We start from the raw sequence: 17,220 nt of genomic DNA on the forward strand, positions 1-17,220 counted from the left end.
CTTAAGGGAAAAATCAGTCAAGGTCGAAGCCGACGGAGGAAGGAAACCTTTACTTATTTTTCCCTTAAGCTATAAAACAATCAAAAATGAAAATATATATTTGACATTTCTCATAGAAGCATTCCCGCGAAGGTGTACAGACCGGAGACATAGGTAACGAATGTGCGGGAACATAGGTAACACTCATGGCCTCTAAAATATACACTTTCTTAAATCTACATTGATATTACCTAAAAATTATAGTAGAGTATAGCGACTTTATAAAACATATTGATTTAAATTATATGAAAAGGAAGAATAATGTTCAATTCTAACATAAATATTAGCTCACAGTATTACTCTCTTGGCCAAAACCTAAATCCTTCTCAAAATCAAAACCTGATCCACTTAAACATCCCGAGAGTTAATGGCTCTGCAGAACCAACGCCTGAACAAACGTTGGATACAAGGCAGGCTGAACAATCAAAAGAAGCCGGCCACACAGCAAAAAAAACTGCTATCAATATGAACAAAATCTATAACTTTCTCCAAAATGCAAAACAGACCGGGGCAGAAAATCAATTGAGCCCCGAGTTACTGGCCCTCTTTAAACAATTTGTACAACAGCTCTTTACAAAAGCCTCATTAGATCACGATGAATTAGAAATACTCTTGAAATGTGTTATCGCTATTTATAAAATAGAACCTGATGCGCCAGACATCATCGAAGGCACAGTCAAAGTCAGCCAACAGCATGTCAATATACTTCTCGAATCATGGTATCCTGAAAAGGAATATCTAAACAATCCAATAGTCCAAATCGCTCAGCTCATTCGCACTTTACAAAAACTGACTCCATATGCCAATAGCCTGAATGAACTCATACAGCTACTTTATTTTGACATTACTCTAACAATTGCAGAAAAACTTGACCATGATTCATTTCATACACTTAAGTATCTTGATAGCATTCGATATCTTTACAGACTTCTTGAAACCATCCCGCCTGAAAACATCTCAAAGGAAAAAGCCTTAGCATTAATTAAAGCTGAGACGCGCCTTATAGCAAGACTATCCTCGGATATTGCAGTGAGAGAAATAGGTGAGATAGAGCAGATTATTGCAACTTTCGAGGCACTGCCCCTGGTTGGATCTTTACGTTTGCATCTGAATGACTTTCTATTTATGCTAGCTGGTAAATATGCTGAACCTGGCACTCCTCATCAAAATTTACAAAAAGCTTTTGACCTGTATCACAGCTTAACAAACAGCAATCATCTAGGCGCACAATATAGACTCGGCATTATGTATATGCGTGGCGAGGGAACACTGCCTGACCACGCTGCTGGATATACTCATATAATATCAGCCGCTGAAATGGGACAACGAGATGCCATTCATTGGATAACGCTACAAGCAGAAACACGAAATGACCCAACAGCTCAAATGACCTTAGGACGGATCTTTCAGAAAGGCGTCAAAGGAACTCCTGACATCAAGGGAGCTATCTATTTCTACCAACTGGCTGAAGATCAAAACATAAATGAAGCTTCTCTGGCCTTAGGCAAAATTTATTTATCAGAACTCAATCTATCAGAAGCCCTTTGGCATTTTGCATTAGGCTCTGACAGAGACAATGTTGAATGCCACCGAACATTAGGTGACCTTTATTACAATGGTGAGTTTGGTGTTCAAGTGAATCAGCATAAAGCCCTATTCTATTTTGAGAGATTAGCCTTAAAAGGAGATGCCCATGGCCAATATATGGCAGGGCATATCTATTTTGGAAACATCGTTGGCCCTCTATATAAAAAAGCCTTTGACTATTTCACTGCTGCGGCACTCCAAAATCATATGGAAGCAGAAAATTTTCTGGGCTTTATGTATTTATACAATCACGGCATCAATCCCTATCTCTCTGTCAAAGACCGCATCGCACGCGGGCTTAGTCTCTTAATACGATCTTCAGAACATGGATTTAATCAGTCTTCTTACGAGCTTGGAAAATTGTATCAGAAAGGATCTATTGAAATCCCAAAGGATAGAACCAAAGCCCTGGCCTATTACAAAAAAGCACTTGACCAAGGCCACCCAAAGGCCACAGAAAAGCTGAAGCTCGCAAGTCTATGGCTTGAAGAAGAGCGCCTGGATTAAATAAGCTCCCGCAAAATCCGGATCAACTGCTCCTGATCAGATTGATCCGTCTGGCCGAAAAACCTGCTATCAATCCCTTCAACAAGGCGCACCAAAATCCGCATCAGGATTTTCCCTTGCTCTGTCAAAGTCACGCTTTTGGCTCTTGTATCACTTTTGTGCTGGGCGCGGCATACATGTCCATGAAGGGTCAGATATTTCAGAGACTTCGAGACAGTCATCTTATCAAGCTGCGTGACTGCCGAAACCAAGGCCTGTGTTGTTTCATGACCATGAGCTTCAAACCACATCAAACAAGCCAGAATCACAAATTGAGCATGAGAAATACCATAAGGTTCCAGAGCTTTTTTAATCTGTCTTTGCCAGATCATCGTTGTCTGCCATAGCAAAAAACCCGGACTATCCTCAGGACGCTCGAAACCAAAAGGGAGATCTTTCATGAGGAACCTTTCGCTAAGGAGACCAAAGCCTCCATTTCATCCGGAACAGAATCTGCAACATGCTGAGCAACTAACTTAATCCAAAGCCACTTTAGGGGCCCAGTGACAACCAATTTGTTTGTTAATTTTAAACCTTCTTTTGTTTCTTCAAGTTCATGCGTATCAATCATTTTAGCACCAAAGAAATTTGTACAATCTGTAAAACTTTTACCCTGATTGATCTCAATCAAATCAATCTTGACTGCTCTCATCCCTTGGGGTTTAAGCATGAAATAATTCCCAACCTCAAATGCACCATTCAGAGTACATGAATCCAAATCCCCATGCCATGCTGGCCAATTATTCACATCAGTCCATAGACGCCAAATGCTATCCCTTTTGATTCCCTGATAAGTCTTACTGTAAGTTCTCGTCCACATAAAACACCCCATTTCGTATGCAAGTTTATTATATATGAGTTTACTATATGGAGTCAAGAGAATAATTATTTGTGCAAGCACCTCCTGCACAAATACGAGATCAGAACAACTTAACAATAAAGAAGTCATGCTGAATTTATTTCAGCATCTCCAGACCCTGAAACAAGTTCAGGGTGACATGAGGGGGAGTTCAGAATGACAAAGCTATTAGATTTCAGACCTGTGGGCCTGTTCGCATTGTGATTAAGCCTATAATGCTACGATCTCTAAACACCTGCAGCATCTCTAGAAACAAACGCGAATCTTGGCATTTCCTTGCCTTCATACACAATCATCTCTGTAAACATAGTCAATGGCCGAACCCACAGTTCAAAGGCTCCGTACAATGAACGATAGACGACAACGTCTTCCTGTGTCTCTGTATGCATTGCAATGCCGAGCACTTCATAATATTGACCCTTGTAATGCTGGTAAACACCTGTCTTTAGACTCATCTTCTCTCCTTATACAATTGCTCTTTTCCCCGAGCTGCGTCTTTCCATAATCATTCTTGCAGCCTCTAGTCTCCCTGCTTCATTCCTCTGCACACCAGAAAGGTCATGCGGAATGCGATCATGCAATTCTTGAAACACACCAGCTTTTCGCCACAAATCTTTATTACCAATCACATAGAAAACTTCTTGTGCTCTGGTGATTGCCACATTCAATAGATTGGGCGTCATGCCAGCCCATTTTCGAGCCCCCTTTTGTTTAAAAAACGGGGCACCCAGAACCAAAATCACCGCTTCAGCTTCACGCCCTTGCGCTGTGTGAACAGTGCCGATGCGCTCTGAAATCCAGCGATAGGACTCCATCTCAATCCATCCTTCTAGGATGCCTGAAGCTCTCACAATTCGCCGCAAATTTTTTGCTACAATGTTAAATGGCGTTAAAATATAGAGATTGGGCTGAATTCCTGCTTCCTTAAGCCTCTGAAGCAAAGACAAAACTCGCTCTCCTTCATCTGAGGACCATTTATCTTTTGGCTCAAGCAATGTCTCTGTATGAAACCAAACAGATGGCCCCAAACAATCGCGAATTGGTGAGCTCTCTGCTGTTTTCTGTTGGACCATCAACCGTTCATAAGCAATGATATTCGCAATGCTAAACATAGGTTCCGCACAACGGCGGTGAACCAAAAGCGGAAAACCAACCGTTCGCGTTCCATATTTACCATGAAACTCACTGAAATATGAACTTGCATCATCTGCAAGTGTCTGAACTGATGCTCGCGGTGCATTGAATCGATCCACATGTACCTTAAATTGCGCGCAGATTTTTTCCGTCAGACTTTGCGGCAAAGTTACAACTGGCTCAATCTGGAGCGGATCGCCTGTAACGAGCGCTCTTTTTGTTTTCATCATTGCACCCACAGCTGCTTGTGGCAAGGCTTGGCCAGCCTCATCAACCAAAAGCCACCCCAAAGAACTTGCAGGCAAATGCGTGAGCATACGACTTGCAGAAGCAAATGTCGTTGAAATGCTGGGCACAACCAGAAAGAATGTTGACCATAAATCGGGCATGCGCTCTAAGACCTGTGAATCTGGCGCAATCACCTGCTTGCCGAAATGCTGCATCAGGATTCCCAAATTATGCCTTAAAGGCTTTGCTGCTGCATCGATAAATGCTTTTGTCAAACGGATAGATTCAAAGAACACATCATCTCGAAGCGCTTGCATCTCAGTATTACACCAGGGCGATACCAGATTCATCTCCTGATGCGATTTTGAAAAAAGGGCCTCATCCACAAAGTGGGTACCCAATGTCTGGCGAAGCTTTGTGAGCTGGGTTTTAGCACCCTTACCTTCTTTCACAAGGAGCCTCATTTTTTCAAGCTCAGCAAGACTATCTGTACATTTTTTCAGAACAGCTTCAAAACGAGTACGTGCGCGCTCCCATCTCTCTAAAGCCTCATGCTGATTTTCTGGTGGATCATTCTCGGCCACAATGCGCGGGGTTCTAGATTCAACAATCTGGCCTGAGTATTGATCTCTCACCTCATAAATTTGCGGCACACCACAAGCCTGAGCAAGATAGCTTGCAAAGCCCACATCTCCATCCCACCAGAATTTCTGACGGAACTTGTTCCTGTTCGATGCATTTCCCAGAACAGCTGAAATCAACCCCCAAGTCTCACAACCAAGCAATCCATCTGACAAAGCACTGAAGTAATTGACCTCTTTTGCCTTCTCCGAGATTGCCGTCACACTTGGCAATTCAGCACTAATATTTTCAACAGCCTTGTTATTTGATGAGGCAATCAAAATCTCAAATCCTTTGAGTGATTCATCAAGCTCATAAAGATAAAGCCATGCATTACCGGCCTTAATGCGATGATCTGTATACTTGAACGCCTTTGAGGGATCGTCAAACTTCGCCATGGCCTTTGCCTTTTCACAGACAAGAGAGGCCACAATATCGCGCAGCAATGTTGTTTTTCCTGTCCCGGGAGGACCATTGATTGCCAAGATACCTTCTTCTTTTAATTCTGAAAGAGTCAGATTCACGGCAGCTTGTTGCAGAAAAAACAATGGATTCTCACCAAAGGCAGGCCAACGGGCTGGTGAAATTCTTGAGGGAGCCACCATCTCTTCAAGCATCGCTTTATTTTCAAGAACGTGATGCCTTTCAGCTGGCGGTTTCATCCCAAGATATTGCAGCAAATTATGCGGTGCATCCCCTGACTCTATATAATCACGCGCTTCAGCCAAATCATCCATATAAAAACTATTCAAAAGCAAAGGACTCGGACTTGTTTCTCTCTTGAGCGATTCATAAGAGCGAATCGCAAAGGTCTCTTCAATCACCATCTCTTTGGGAATTGCAAACCGATCAACCAAAAAGGCTAAGGCTTCAGACAAGAGCTCTCTTGTGACCGGCGCATAGCCTCCATCGGCATCTTTCTTTTTAAACTCAGCATCAAAGGCATCGCTTGTTTTTTGCGAAACACTCGGCCAATTGTAGAGCTTTTTCAATTGCCCATCCAATGCTTGTGGCAACCCCCAAGCAAAACTGGATGCTGTGAGAGCCGTGTCATCTCTGATCAAACAGCCTCTTTCATCCACAATGATAAGGCCTAAAATTGCTTTTCCTGAAACGATCGGAAGCTCTTGGGCAGCATCCTGATATGTCTGAATCAGCGCACTTGTTGCCTTTTGCAAATCAATCGAGCCAAGGATAATCTGATAATAAAGCTTTGCGTTCGGAAAATTATTTTTCTGAAGGTTTTGCCAGGGAAGCTGATCCTCATCAAGCGACGCATAGAGATGCGATTGCCCACCCGCCAAATCTTCAGGCTTAACAAAGGCCTGCGGCGAAAGCACTTCAAGCGCAGTCCAAGCGGAGAGAACCTGCCCTGCTTCAGTCTTGGTGAGTTTTTTCATCTTATATCTTTGTGCTGAATGAGTGATAAAGTCTTTGTTTAAAGCTACAAAATTCAATCCCGAATGTAAAGGCAAAACAAAAACCTAATAGCAATCTGTAAAATACAGATACTCAGCGTCATTGCTGAAAAGGTCACGTAATTTGTTGATGAAAAGATTGAAGCGCAATCTGTAAATACCGTCATTAACTATGATTTTTAGGAGATAGCCGTCATTCAGAGCCACCTCCTTAAGAGGTGGCGTGGAATCTCATCTAATTAACAATTGAGCGCAATTTTTGCTGAGAGACTGCAGAGACTCCACGGGCTCCTGCAGGAGCCCTCTGAGTGACGGTATTTTTAACTTTTCATCAGCGAATTACGTGACCTTTACAGCAATGACGTTTTGTACTAAAGCGTTGACCTAATAATATGGGCTGTCTTTTCTTTTGCAAAATCCGCTGAAACAGGCTCTGCAAAAATCTCAGGTAAATAGCGGCTCACAAAGTTTTCACACAGACCAAATTCAAGTGCACTCAATTGCCCCGCATCTGACTTCACGGAATCATAACTATGTCCTGCATCATCAAACTCCACATGCAGCACAGATTTGCCAAGCTCATGGGCCCTTTCTGCTAAGGCATGCGATTGCTCTGGATCACATGTATCATCTGCAGCACCAGATATAATGAGCAGTGGCTTCGTCAATTGATCAAGAGCATAATGGGGCGAACTTTGACGAAGCTTTTCTAGATCATGCTCACTAACAGAATTATCATCTGCAATCGAAACATCGTATCGTTTAGCGTAATGCACACGCTCTTTTTCACTCTCGAGAGCATTAACCTCTTGGGTTAAATCATACGAACCATTCACTGCAATGCCACAGGTAAAAAAATCAGGATAGCGTGTCAGACATGATGTAACCGCAAAAGCACCGTAACTTCCCCCATAAGCAACAATCTTTGCAGGATCTATGACCCCTTCTTGAATCCAATGATTCAAACCATCGATCAGATCATCAGTCATCTTACCATTCCTGTCATCATACCCAGCCTCTTCAAATTTCTTCCCAAAACCATTTGAGCCTCTGAAATTGATTTGCACAACAGCAAAGCCACGTGACGCCCAAGCTTGTTGTTCATTGTAAATGAGGAGCTTATCTCTCTTGGCTGGCCCTCCATGAATCAATAAAAGGGCCGGTAAATTCTTTGCTTCCTTATTGGCTGGCAAAGTTAAATAGCCTTGAAGCTCTAAGCCATCTCTGGCTTTAAAAGTAAAAGATTGCGGTGCTGAACACTTCGCACGAATCTCAGGCTCTAAATCTTCCAACACATGTTTGCTATAGATAAGCTCAAATTTAACCGGTGAGGATTCTGTTGCTGGCAATAATAGAAAAAACTGATGAAGCATTCTCGTGCTGAAATCAGCTATGTATGGCTCTTTAATATCTAATTTTTGAACCAAGTGTGTTAGAAAATCAGGATCCTTGAAAAGAAGTGATTCATAAATCATCGAGGCTTTAATCGCCTCAAACGACTCATTAGGCAAGCGCACATGAAGCGTCGGTTCATCATACGATGTTTCATACATCACTAACTCTTTTGGATCCTTTGGATTAAACTCAAACTCTTTTATATTAGATTTAAGCTTCTGTTTCTCTAATTCAGATAACAAAGAGATGGTCTGATTTGATCGGAGAGATCGTAAAACAGGCTCATTTTTATCTCCATTCAAATCAGCCTCTACCAAATATGGAGAATTCGGATCATCCTTATTGTATGTCATAGAATCAATATCTAATTCTAAACCTCTCCAGATCACCTCAGGATGCCCCTCTCGCACCTCACAAGCTTCAATCATAACAGCAGCCTGATCATAATCAACTTCTTCATATGTTGTTTTCAGATAGAATTCAATCTGATCGTCCTTCGTCAACGCAATATGAAGGGCAAAAAATGGGAGCGTGTGAATTATCTCAGATGTCTGAGTCTCTAAATTGTATGAGCACACAAATGTTTTTTGCTCCAAGATATCTCCAGAAAATTTATTAGAAAGCTGAAGCAGCATCGTAAAAACAAAAGTGTTTCTCCTCTCTTGAGAACTCTGATCTAAATAGTCTGGAACACTGCATAGAATATAACAATTCGTTATTGACTCTTTATGCACCGCAATGCTTTTTTGGACCTCTTGCAATACAACAGTCGGCGTCAGATCTCTTATTGTCTTATCTTTGAGATTATAGATAAAAAAACTATACATATTTTGATCATACCTCTGATCAATCTCTGACCAGTACATTCTGTTTTTTTTCTGTGCTTGCATCAAAAGATAATTATCCTTTAATGGATGATTATGCTCATGGCTCAAATCAACCAAATCTTCAATGTAAAAACCATCTTGTAGTGTGAGAGAAACTTTGTTTACAAACGCCTTCGTATCCGTCTTATAAAAACTTATCACTGCCTCTTTATAATCATAAACAGCATACATTTTACCGCTATCACAAAGGGAAACTGCTTTACGATACAAACCTACCTTATCAAAATCACCACGGCTCAAAATACCTTTGGCATTCATGATTGCTTTGATTTCTTCAGGGCTCTTTCCGGCCAGGGCTGACGGCGCATCTAGGCTTTTTGGATCAATAGGAACATCAACAGACTTTGATCTCTCTAACAGAGGAACCTCTGAGAGCTGCACAAGCTCAGCTACCTGCCTTGCAACAGGAGAAACGACTGCTGCCTCAATTGCCTTTTCTACAGAGCCTCTAACCGGAGAGATCACTTCTATTTCAGGGGATATTTTTACATCTGGATGAATATGAGCCATTTTATGTTCCTTTTACTAAATTAATATTTGTGATATACTAAATCGACTATTTCAACAATGCAAGCAATTGAAAATCTCCTTGACATTCGTCATGCCATTTCATATACTTTAACATATACACAATCAAAAATATATGCTATAGTATATCAAAATGTCTAAATCAACAAACTACATAACAGATATCCTGAAAAAGGAACGATTAACCAAAAAGATCAGTCAACGTGAATTGGCAAATGAATTGAGAATTCCTCAGAGCCATCTTTCTAAAATTGAAAATGGGAAGGGAAACCCCTCTCTTTCTCTTATTATTGAGCTTACAAGACTTCTTGGATTAGAGCTCATCATCATTCCCAAAAAGCATGAACAAATGATAAGCAGCCTTATCCGCGGCACAACAACTGATCAAACACCTCTTTATCAGTTAAATGAGGATTCAGACGATGAGTGAAAAACATCTCAATGTCTTTTTACATGGTCTCCATATTGGCACGATCACCCTCTTTGGGAATGAACAAAGCATCTTCTCATTCACCGAAGACTATATCAACAACAAAAAGCGTAATACCTTAAGCCTATCCTATAAAAACAAGATAGGAGAATTAATCACTGATATCAGACCAACACAAACCTCGCTGAGCCCCTTTTTTAGCAACCTACTCCCAGAAGGACACATGAGAGATTACCTAGCACAAAAAGCTGGAATTAATCCTAAACGTGAATTCTCCTTACTCTCCGCTCTTGGGCAAGATCTACCCGGCGCTCTTAAATGCCTCAGCGATAAGGCTTTGGAAAATGAGTCACCCAAAGAATCCGAGTCCAGGGAACCTGAATCTGACTTTTTTCGCTTTTCTTTGGCGGGTGTGCAATTAAAATTCTCTGCTCTCATGTCACCAAAAGGAAAACTCACAATTCCAGCCAATGGTACCGGCGGGTCTTGGATTCTTAAGCTGCCTTCAAACCATTTTCAAAATGTCCCTGAGAATGAATTGTCAATAATGATGTTAGCATCCAAACTTGAAATGAACATTCCTGACGTTCAATTAGTACCCTTGCACGACATATCAAACATGCCCGCCAATACGCAAATTATGAACGGCAATGCTCTTGCTGTCAAAAGATTTGATCGCTCGATCGATGGGGATGTTCACATGGAGGATTTTGCTCAAATATTTAATGTTTATCCTGATGAAAAATACAAAAAAGCAAATTACAAAAATATTGCAGAAGTCATCAATATTGAAACAGAAGGCAAAGACATTCCGGAATTCATCAGACGTCTTGTGTTTAGCACACTCATCGGAAATGCAGATATGCATCTTAAAAATTGGTCCATGCTCTATCCTGATAAAATCAACGCCCGTCTTTCACCCGGGTATGACTTTGTGTCAACCATTTGTTTTATTGATGATGACACAATGGCATTAAATTACATAAAAACAAAAAAAATGACAGATCTCTCTACCTCCTTGCTCTCAGACTTCGCTGCAAAGGCAAAATTAACAGAAGGCCTTGTGCTGCGAGTTGCTCAAGAGACAGTTCACAATTTTCTAGATTTATGGCACTTTGAAAAAAATCACCTTCTCCTCTCAAAAGACTCAATTGAAAAAATTGATAGACACATCTCAAAAATACAACTATAGAGCCTCTCAAAATTCCATTGACAAAGGATATCCTGCATGTCATAAATGAGGACAAATATAGTCCTTTATTATAACAGAAATGCATAAGCAATGATAAAACTAGGGAAGATGACCGATTACGCTGTTGTCATTCTATCAGAAATTGCAAGAACCGGTCAAGACAATGTGGTAAAGGTCAGCTCGCTGGTGGAAACAACAGGTCTCAGTAAAACCACTATTGCTAAGCTCACCAAAATTCTTGTAAAAGGAAATATCCTAATTTCTTCACGCGGGATGCTGGGTGGGTATGCCCTTGCCATGCCGCCTCATGAAATCACCATGAAGGATGTGATTACTGCTGTAGAAGGGCCTGTGGCTCTCACCTCATGTCTTGATCATACATCTAGCAGCTGCCTCATTCAAAATGTTTGTCAAGTCAGAGGCAATTGGGAAAAAGTGAATAATGAGATCATCGAATCGCTTCAACGCGTCACAATCGCTGATATGACAACAACTAAAAAGTGCACCGCACATCAGACAGGGGGCCTTCATGGTTGCAACTGACCAAACCAAAGCCAAAGTCAAACGTCTTGAAGAACAGAAGTACCAATATGGCTTTGTGACAGATGTTGAAACAGAACAGGCGCCGAAGGGCCTGAATGAAGATGTCATTCGTTTTATCTCTGCCAAAAAGAATGAACCAGACTGGCTCTTGGACTTTCGCCTAAAAGCCTATCGCCATTGGCTCACCATGGTTGAGCCTGAATGGGCGATGATCTCGTACCCGCCCATTGACTTTCAAGACGCCTATTATTACTCCGCGCCAAAGATGAAAGAAAAGCTTGGCAGCCTTGATGAGGTTGACCCTGAGATCCTAAAAACATACGAAAAACTTGGCATCCCGATCAGTGAGCAGAAAATGCTCGCAAACGTGGCTGTTGATGCCGTGTTCGATTCTGTCTCTGTTGCAACGACATTCAGAGCAAAGCTCGCAGAAGAAGGTATTCTTTTTTGCCCTATTTCAGAAGCCGTACAAGAATATCCGGAGCTTGTCAAAAAGTACTTAGGCTCTGTTGTGCCTTCAGGCGATAATTATTACGCAGCTCTCAATTCAGCTGTCTTCACAGATGGATCCTTTGCTTATATTCCCAAAGGCGTCCGCTGCCCTATGGAGCTTTCAACCTATTTCAGAATCAATGCGGCGAATACAGGACAGTTCGAGCGCACACTGATCATTGCTGATGACAACTCATATGTCAGCTATCTCGAAGGCTGTACAGCCCCGATGCGTGATGAGAATCAGCTCCATGCAGCTGTGGTTGAACTTGTTGCTCTTGATCATGCAGAAATCAAATATTCCACAGTTCAAAACTGGTATCCTGGTGATGAAAATGGCAAGGGCGGAATCTACAATTTTGTGACCAAACGAGGTGCTTGCCGGGGAGATCACTCAAAGATCTCATGGACTCAGGTTGAAACAGGCTCAGCCATCACTTGGAAATATCCAAGCTGTATTTTACAAGGTGATTACTCAAGCGGAGAATTCTATTCTGTTGCGATCACCAATCACTACCAGCAGGCTGACACGGGCACCAAGATGATCCACATCGGCAAAGGCACAAAATCACGCGTTGTCTCAAAGGGAATCGCTGTTGGTAAATCCCAAAATACATTCCGCGGTCTTGTAAAAGTTTTACCTAAAGCCCATAAGGCCAGAAACTTCACGCAATGTGACAGTCTCCTGATCGGCAATCAATGCGGTGCGCACACTGTCCCTTACATTGAAAGTAAGAATATGACAGCCCAATTGGAGCATGAAGCAACCACCTCAAAAATCAATGAAGACCAGCTCTTCTATTGCAGGCAGCGTGGTCTCACGCAAGAACAAGCCGTCTCTCTCATTGTGAATGGCTTTTGTAAAGAGGTTTTGCAGAACCTACCGATGGAATTTGCTGTTGAAGCGCAGAAATTAGTTGAAATCAGCCTTGAAGGCAGTGTTGGATAATAAAGGAACCAATCATGACTCAGAATCTATTAGAAATCAAAAATTTAAATGTTCTTCTTGAAGAAGAAAATAAAGAAATTATCAAAGGACTCAACCTCACCATTCGTCCTGGAGAAGTTCATGCGATCATGGGCCCAAACGGATCAGGGAAAAGCACCCTCTCTTATTTTCTCTCTGGTCGTGAGGGCTATGTTTCAACAAAAGGCGAGGTTCTCTTTGATGGTGAGAATCTGCTCGACCTTGAACCAGAAGAACGCGCCAGCAAAGGCCTCTTTTTGGCTTTTCAATATCCGGTTGAAATCCCAGGCGTCAGCAATATGAGTTTTCTGAAAACAGCTTTGAATGCCCAGCGGAAAATGCGTGGTGAAAAAGAAGTGGATGCGATGGAGTTTTTAAAGCTCATTCGCGCTAAAAGAGAATTCTTGAACATGTCCGATGATATGCTCAAACGCGGCGTTAATGTTGGCTTTTCAGGCGGTGAGAAAAAGAAGAATGAGATCCTGCAGCTCAGCCTACTCGAATCAAAGCTCGCGATTCTCGATGAGACAGATTCAGGCCTTGATATTGATGCCTTAAAAATTGTGGCTGAAGGGGTGAATCGCCTACGGAGCCTCGATCGCTCATTCTTGATCATCACTCACTATCAACGTCTTCTGGATTATATTGAGCCAGATCATGTTCACGTTTTTTCTGGTGGACGCATTGTGAAAAGCGATGGTAAAGATCTTGCGATTCAACTTGAAAAAGAAGGGTATGGTCAGTTCGATGCCGCTTAATATAGATCATTACAAAGATTACTTTACCCGCTCTTTTCAAAAGACTGATGATCTCTTTGATGAGAGACTACAGCACTTTACCCATTTTGCTGACGCAGGCTTTCCCACACCGCAATGTGAAAGATGGCGCACAACGAATCTAAAGTCATTAATTGCTCACCTTCCGTTTGATCAAAAAGAAACTGTAAGTCCGCTCACAAAAGAGGCTCTGCCTGCGCCATTGCTTGCAAATGCCTATCGTCTTGTTTTGATTGATGGAGCTTTTGCGCCATCACTTTCAGATAATCTTTCAGCTGAAGGCATCACGCTCAGAGATTTGAGCTCAGAGCTTAATCCTAAAGATCTTATGATCTCTCCTTTTTACATGGATCATTACAAGCCGAGCGATCTCTCTTTCATCAGGCTCAATCGCGCCCTTTGTCAAACAGGATTTCATCTGAATGTCCCAGCTGAGGTGACCGTTTCAAAACCGATTGAAATTGTATGTCTGACCACAAAAGGCGATCAGCAATATCATCCACAAATCAAAGTCACTTTGGGTGAGAATAGCGATCTGACCATCCTTGAGCGTCATGAATCACTTGATCCTGGGGCTCTTTATTTTGCAAATTATGCAATTAGTATTGAGGTTTCAACCAAAGCAACCTTGAGACATTATCAACTTCAGAACCAATCAAACAAAGCCTTTCATATTGAAAACATGAAAGCTGACCTTCAAGAAGACTCTCATTATCAGCAGTTTATCCTCACCACTGGATCAAGCCTTGCACGTCAAGAAATACAAGCTCTGCTTTGCGGAAAAAAGGCTGATGTTCATATCAGCGGTGCCTATCTTATAAATGATACACAGCTGAGTGATGTGACCTCTTTCATTGAACATCAGGCAGAGCAGACTAAATCGCGTCAAGTCTATAAAGGTGTGATCGCAGGCTCTGCCCGTGGTGTTTTCCAGGGCAAAATCTATGTTGATTCGATTGCGCAAAAAACAGACGGCTATCAATTGAATCGCGCCCTTCTTCTCTCTGAAACAGCGCAAATCAACAGCAAACCTGAACTTGAAATTTATGCTGATGATGTCAAATGCTCTCATGGGGCGACTTCAGGTTATCTCAATGATGATGCGCTCTTCTATTTGCAATCGCGTGGCATTCCTGAATCAGAGGCCAAGAAAATGCTGATCACCGCTTTTCTAGAAGAATCTCTTCAAGAAATCACACATGACGAGACCAGAGCAGCTTTTTCAAAACATATTGAACAGACTCTTCAACAACTATCCCCTCTTGTCAATCCCGCCTTCCCCCTGCGCCAAGGCTTCGGCCGACAGGTCGCAGAGATGACAAAATAAGGTGTACCGCACATGACATCACTGCCTATCACAAAAATCAGAGCTGACTTCCCGATCCTGACTCAAAAAATGAATCAGCAACGTCTCTGCTATTTTGATTCAGCAGGAAGCGCTCTAAAACCTCTTGCTGTCATGAATGCCATGAATAATTGCGCTGAAAATTACTATGCCAATATTCACCGCGGTGTCTACGAATTCTCCGTTAAAACCACCGATGCCTATGAGGGCGCACGGCAGAAGGTCGCCTCCTTCATCGGCGCTCAAAATGCACGCGAAGTCATCTTCACGAAAGGCACGACAGAGGCCATCAACCTTGTTGCTTATAGCTGGGCTGAGGCTTTTCTCAAAAAGGGCGATGTCATTCTGCTCTCAGAGCTCGAGCATCATGCCAATATTGTGCCCTGGCAAATGGTTTGCGAGAGAGTCGGCTCTATCATCAAAGTGATTCCTATCACTGACGATGGCTCACTCGACATGGCTACCTTTGAATCTCTGCTCACCCCTGAGGTCAAATTCATGGCGCTGACGCAAATGTCAAATGCGCTTGGCACCTTGCCGGATGTTAAAGGAATGATTCAAAAAGCGCGCGCTCATTGTCCAGATATCAAAGTGTTGATTGACGGCAGTCAGTCTGTTGTTCATCTCAAAATTGATGTGCGCGATTTGGATACTGACTTTTTCGTTTTCACCGGCCATAAGCTCTATGGACCAACGGGTATTGGCGTCTGTTGGGGCAGGTTCGATCTACTCTCTCAAATGCCACCTTATCAAACAGGTGGTGATATGATCAACCGTGTCAGCTTCGAGCGCACAACATTCAAAGAACCACCAACGCGCTTTGAGGCAGGCACACCGCCCATTCTTGAAGCCATTGGCCTTGGCGCTGCGATTGATTACCTTACCGGTATTGGCCTTGAGGCGATTCACGCTCATGAAAATACAATGTTTCAGCTTTTAATGGCGCAATTGCAAACTGTCCCAAAGGTGAAAATCTTTGGCTCCATGAAGGATCGCGCTGGCCTTATTTCCTTTGCGCTTGATGAGATTCATCCCCATGACATAGGAACATGCCTAGATCAACAGGGCGTTGCGATTAGAGCGGGGCATCATTGCGCCCAGCCTCTCATGACAAAACTCGGCGTTCCCGCCACAGCCCGCGCCTCACTCGGACTCTACAGTAATGAAGAAGACATTGCCCAATTCATCAAAGCTGTGAGAGATACCGTCGCGTTTTTTGGGTGATGGCCCTAAGTGAGTAAGCAATAACCCTCCGTCATTCAGAGCCACCTCGCTTTAAGAGGTGGCGTGGAATCTCTCCTAAGCGACAATAAAAATGCATTAAATCGTTACACCCCAGAGACTCCACGGGCTCTCTTTCGAGAGCCCTCTGAGTGACGTTGAAGAGTTATTGCTCAATGACGTTCTTTTTTCTCACCTCACCAACAGCCTACATATATAACAACATTCTTTGAAACTATCGCCTCTTCCAAACTCTATCCAGTCATTGAAAGAGCTTAAAAAGACCTAACTAAAACAATATAGAAACACACCGGCAGCAAAAAAGCTGAGCACAGGAATGCTCAGCTTTTTCATGACTCATATAATTAACGTCTCCAGCGGAGAGCCGCAAGACCAGCTAATGAAAAACCAAAGAGTCCGATCAAACCTGGCTCTGGAACATCATCGTCATCCCCACCACCTGAGCAATTATCTTCAAGCACACAATTATCAAAGCTCAAAGACAGGTATTTAAGATACATCTCAGGAGAAGGCCCTGAAGGGACTGAATCAAAGGTAACCTTCGTAAGGATCAAATATGGATTAGCCGCATTCAACCCAATTGCGTTAAGATCTATATGAACCACATTTGAGGGAATAGCCTGAATAGCCAAGTCATTCAAATCACTAGGTATCAAGGAATTTGAGGCCGTAACAATAGACCCAAAGATATTAGGCCAGCCTGAACCCAATTCACCGACCATAATAGTCAAATCAAGATTTGAAGCCGTCCCGATCAGACTCAACACATTGGTCATATCAAGGATTATATATTCCTGATATGCCATATTGTACATTGGCTCGGAGCCAACAAAACTAAGCTCAAAGGCATCACCAACAGTCACGTATTAATCCGGCAACATGAAGTAGTCGAAAAAAATGTTGCATGTTTTATGGAATCTTGATATTATGAGCTTATGAAGAAACCAGATTTAAGAAATTCAACCAAAGAAATCCGCTTAGAAGTTAGGCG

Annotated in this window: 14 protein-coding genes; 8 read left to right on the forward strand and 6 right to left on the reverse strand. The window is 42.4% G+C overall.

Going from position 1 to position 17,220, the window contains the following annotated elements:
• Positions 1–300 precede the first annotated feature (300 nt).
• A complete protein-coding gene (locus KBF71_07125) occupies positions 301–2,133 on the forward strand; it encodes a sel1 repeat family protein (protein MBP9878081.1) in 1,833 nt (610 codons plus the stop codon).
• Here the strand turns inward: KBF71_07125 and KBF71_07130 are convergent.
• The 5 genes from KBF71_07130 to KBF71_07150 form a co-directional block, all read right to left on the reverse strand.
• Positions 2,130–2,573 (reverse strand): winged helix-turn-helix transcriptional regulator, encoded by a 444-nt coding sequence (locus KBF71_07130; protein MBP9878082.1) that lies wholly within the window; start codon positions 2,571–2,573, stop codon positions 2,130–2,132. The two genes, KBF71_07125 and KBF71_07130, sit on opposite strands and share 4 nt — an antisense overlap.
• Positions 2,570–2,992, reverse strand: a complete 423-nt coding sequence (locus KBF71_07135; GenBank protein ID MBP9878083.1) for a polyketide cyclase — start codon at positions 2,990–2,992, stop codon at positions 2,570–2,572. The genes KBF71_07130 and KBF71_07135 overlap by 4 nt, the downstream gene beginning before the upstream one ends.
• A 266-nt stretch (positions 2,993–3,258) precedes the next feature.
• The gene (locus KBF71_07140) at positions 3,259–3,486 is read right to left on the reverse strand and encodes a DUF1653 domain-containing protein (protein MBP9878084.1); all 228 of its coding nucleotides are present in this window, start codon (positions 3,484–3,486) and stop codon (positions 3,259–3,261) included.
• A 9-nt stretch (positions 3,487–3,495) separates the two neighbouring features.
• The gene (locus KBF71_07145; protein ID MBP9878085.1) at positions 3,496–6,414 is read right to left on the reverse strand and encodes a hypothetical protein; all 2,919 of its coding nucleotides are present in this window, start codon (positions 6,412–6,414) and stop codon (positions 3,496–3,498) included.
• A 389-nt stretch (positions 6,415–6,803) separates the two neighbouring features.
• Positions 6,804–9,224: a S9 family peptidase gene (locus KBF71_07150; protein ID MBP9878086.1), complete on the reverse strand. Its 2,421-nt coding sequence runs from the start codon at positions 9,222–9,224 to the stop codon at positions 6,804–6,806.
• 151 nt (positions 9,225–9,375) lie between these two features.
• On the opposite strand from KBF71_07150, the gene KBF71_07155 reads away from it, so the two are divergent.
• The 7 genes from KBF71_07155 to KBF71_07185 all read left to right on the forward strand — a co-directional run bounded on the left by KBF71_07155 (position 9,376) and on the right by KBF71_07185 (position 16,211).
• The gene (locus KBF71_07155) at positions 9,376–9,672 is read left to right on the forward strand and encodes a helix-turn-helix transcriptional regulator (protein MBP9878087.1); all 297 of its coding nucleotides are present in this window, start codon (positions 9,376–9,378) and stop codon (positions 9,670–9,672) included.
• The gene (locus tag KBF71_07160; protein ID MBP9878088.1) at positions 9,665–10,864 is read left to right on the forward strand and encodes a HipA domain-containing protein; all 1,200 of its coding nucleotides are present in this window, start codon (positions 9,665–9,667) and stop codon (positions 10,862–10,864) included. Before KBF71_07155 ends, KBF71_07160 begins: the two co-directional genes overlap by 8 nt.
• Positions 10,865–10,972: 108 nt before the next feature.
• Positions 10,973–11,407 (forward strand): SUF system Fe-S cluster assembly regulator, encoded by a 435-nt coding sequence (locus KBF71_07165; GenBank protein ID MBP9878089.1) that lies wholly within the window; start codon positions 10,973–10,975, stop codon positions 11,405–11,407.
• Positions 11,394–12,848, forward strand: coding sequence for a Fe-S cluster assembly protein SufB (gene sufB, locus KBF71_07170; protein ID MBP9878090.1), 1,455 nt, complete (start codon positions 11,394–11,396; stop codon positions 12,846–12,848). Before KBF71_07165 ends, sufB begins: the two co-directional genes overlap by 14 nt.
• 14 nt (positions 12,849–12,862) lie before the next feature.
• Complete coding sequence (sufC, locus tag KBF71_07175; protein MBP9878091.1) at positions 12,863–13,624, forward strand: Fe-S cluster assembly ATPase SufC; 762 nt, start codon at positions 12,863–12,865, stop codon at positions 13,622–13,624.
• On the forward strand, positions 13,614–14,969 hold the full coding sequence (gene sufD / locus KBF71_07180; protein ID MBP9878092.1) for a Fe-S cluster assembly protein SufD: 1,356 nt from the start codon (positions 13,614–13,616) through the stop codon (positions 14,967–14,969). The genes sufC and sufD overlap by 11 nt, the downstream gene beginning before the upstream one ends.
• Before the next feature lie 12 nt (positions 14,970–14,981).
• Positions 14,982–16,211 carry a cysteine desulfurase gene (locus tag KBF71_07185; protein ID MBP9878093.1) on the forward strand — a complete coding sequence of 410 codons (1,230 nt, stop codon included), beginning with the start codon at positions 14,982–14,984 and terminating at the stop codon, positions 16,209–16,211.
• A gap of 362 nt (positions 16,212–16,573) precedes the next feature.
• Here the strand turns inward: KBF71_07185 and KBF71_07190 are convergent, their stop codons facing one another.
• Positions 16,574–17,092 carry a PEP-CTERM sorting domain-containing protein gene (locus KBF71_07190; GenBank protein ID MBP9878094.1) on the reverse strand — a complete coding sequence of 173 codons (519 nt, stop codon included), beginning with the start codon at positions 17,090–17,092 and terminating at the stop codon, positions 16,574–16,576.
• Positions 17,093–17,220: the final 128 nt, after the last annotated feature.

It is taken from the genome of Alphaproteobacteria bacterium (assembly GCA_018063245.1).
GTDB lineage: Bacteria > Pseudomonadota > Alphaproteobacteria > JAGPBS01 > JAGPBS01 > JAGPBS01.

What these genes read in the sequence shown, in the direction of transcription:
- KBF71_07125 (MBP9878081.1), top strand. Translation starts at nt 301, where the DNA reads ATGTTCAATTCTAACATAAATATTAGCTCACAGTATTACTCTCTTGGC.
- KBF71_07130 (MBP9878082.1), bottom strand. Translation starts at nt 2,573, where the DNA reads ATGAAAGATCTCCCTTTTGGTTTCGAGCGTCCTGAGGATAGTCCGGGT.
- KBF71_07135 (MBP9878083.1), bottom strand. Translation starts at nt 2,992, where the DNA reads ATGTGGACGAGAACTTACAGTAAGACTTATCAGGGAATCAAAAGGGAT.
- KBF71_07140 (MBP9878084.1), bottom strand. Translation starts at nt 3,486, where the DNA reads ATGAGTCTAAAGACAGGTGTTTACCAGCATTACAAGGGTCAATATTAT.
- KBF71_07145 (MBP9878085.1), bottom strand. Translation starts at nt 6,414, where the DNA reads ATGAAAAAACTCACCAAGACTGAAGCAGGGCAGGTTCTCTCCGCTTGG.
- KBF71_07150 (MBP9878086.1), bottom strand. Translation starts at nt 9,224, where the DNA reads ATGGCTCATATTCATCCAGATGTAAAAATATCCCCTGAAATAGAAGTG.
- KBF71_07155 (MBP9878087.1), top strand. Translation starts at nt 9,376, where the DNA reads ATGTCTAAATCAACAAACTACATAACAGATATCCTGAAAAAGGAACGA.
- KBF71_07160 (MBP9878088.1), top strand. Translation starts at nt 9,665, where the DNA reads ATGAGTGAAAAACATCTCAATGTCTTTTTACATGGTCTCCATATTGGC.
- KBF71_07165 (MBP9878089.1), top strand. Translation starts at nt 10,973, where the DNA reads ATGACCGATTACGCTGTTGTCATTCTATCAGAAATTGCAAGAACCGGT.
- sufB (MBP9878090.1), top strand. Translation starts at nt 11,394, where the DNA reads ATGGTTGCAACTGACCAAACCAAAGCCAAAGTCAAACGTCTTGAAGAA.
- sufC (MBP9878091.1), top strand. Translation starts at nt 12,863, where the DNA reads ATGACTCAGAATCTATTAGAAATCAAAAATTTAAATGTTCTTCTTGAA.
- sufD (MBP9878092.1), top strand. Translation starts at nt 13,614, where the DNA reads ATGCCGCTTAATATAGATCATTACAAAGATTACTTTACCCGCTCTTTT.
- KBF71_07185 (MBP9878093.1), top strand. Translation starts at nt 14,982, where the DNA reads ATGACATCACTGCCTATCACAAAAATCAGAGCTGACTTCCCGATCCTG.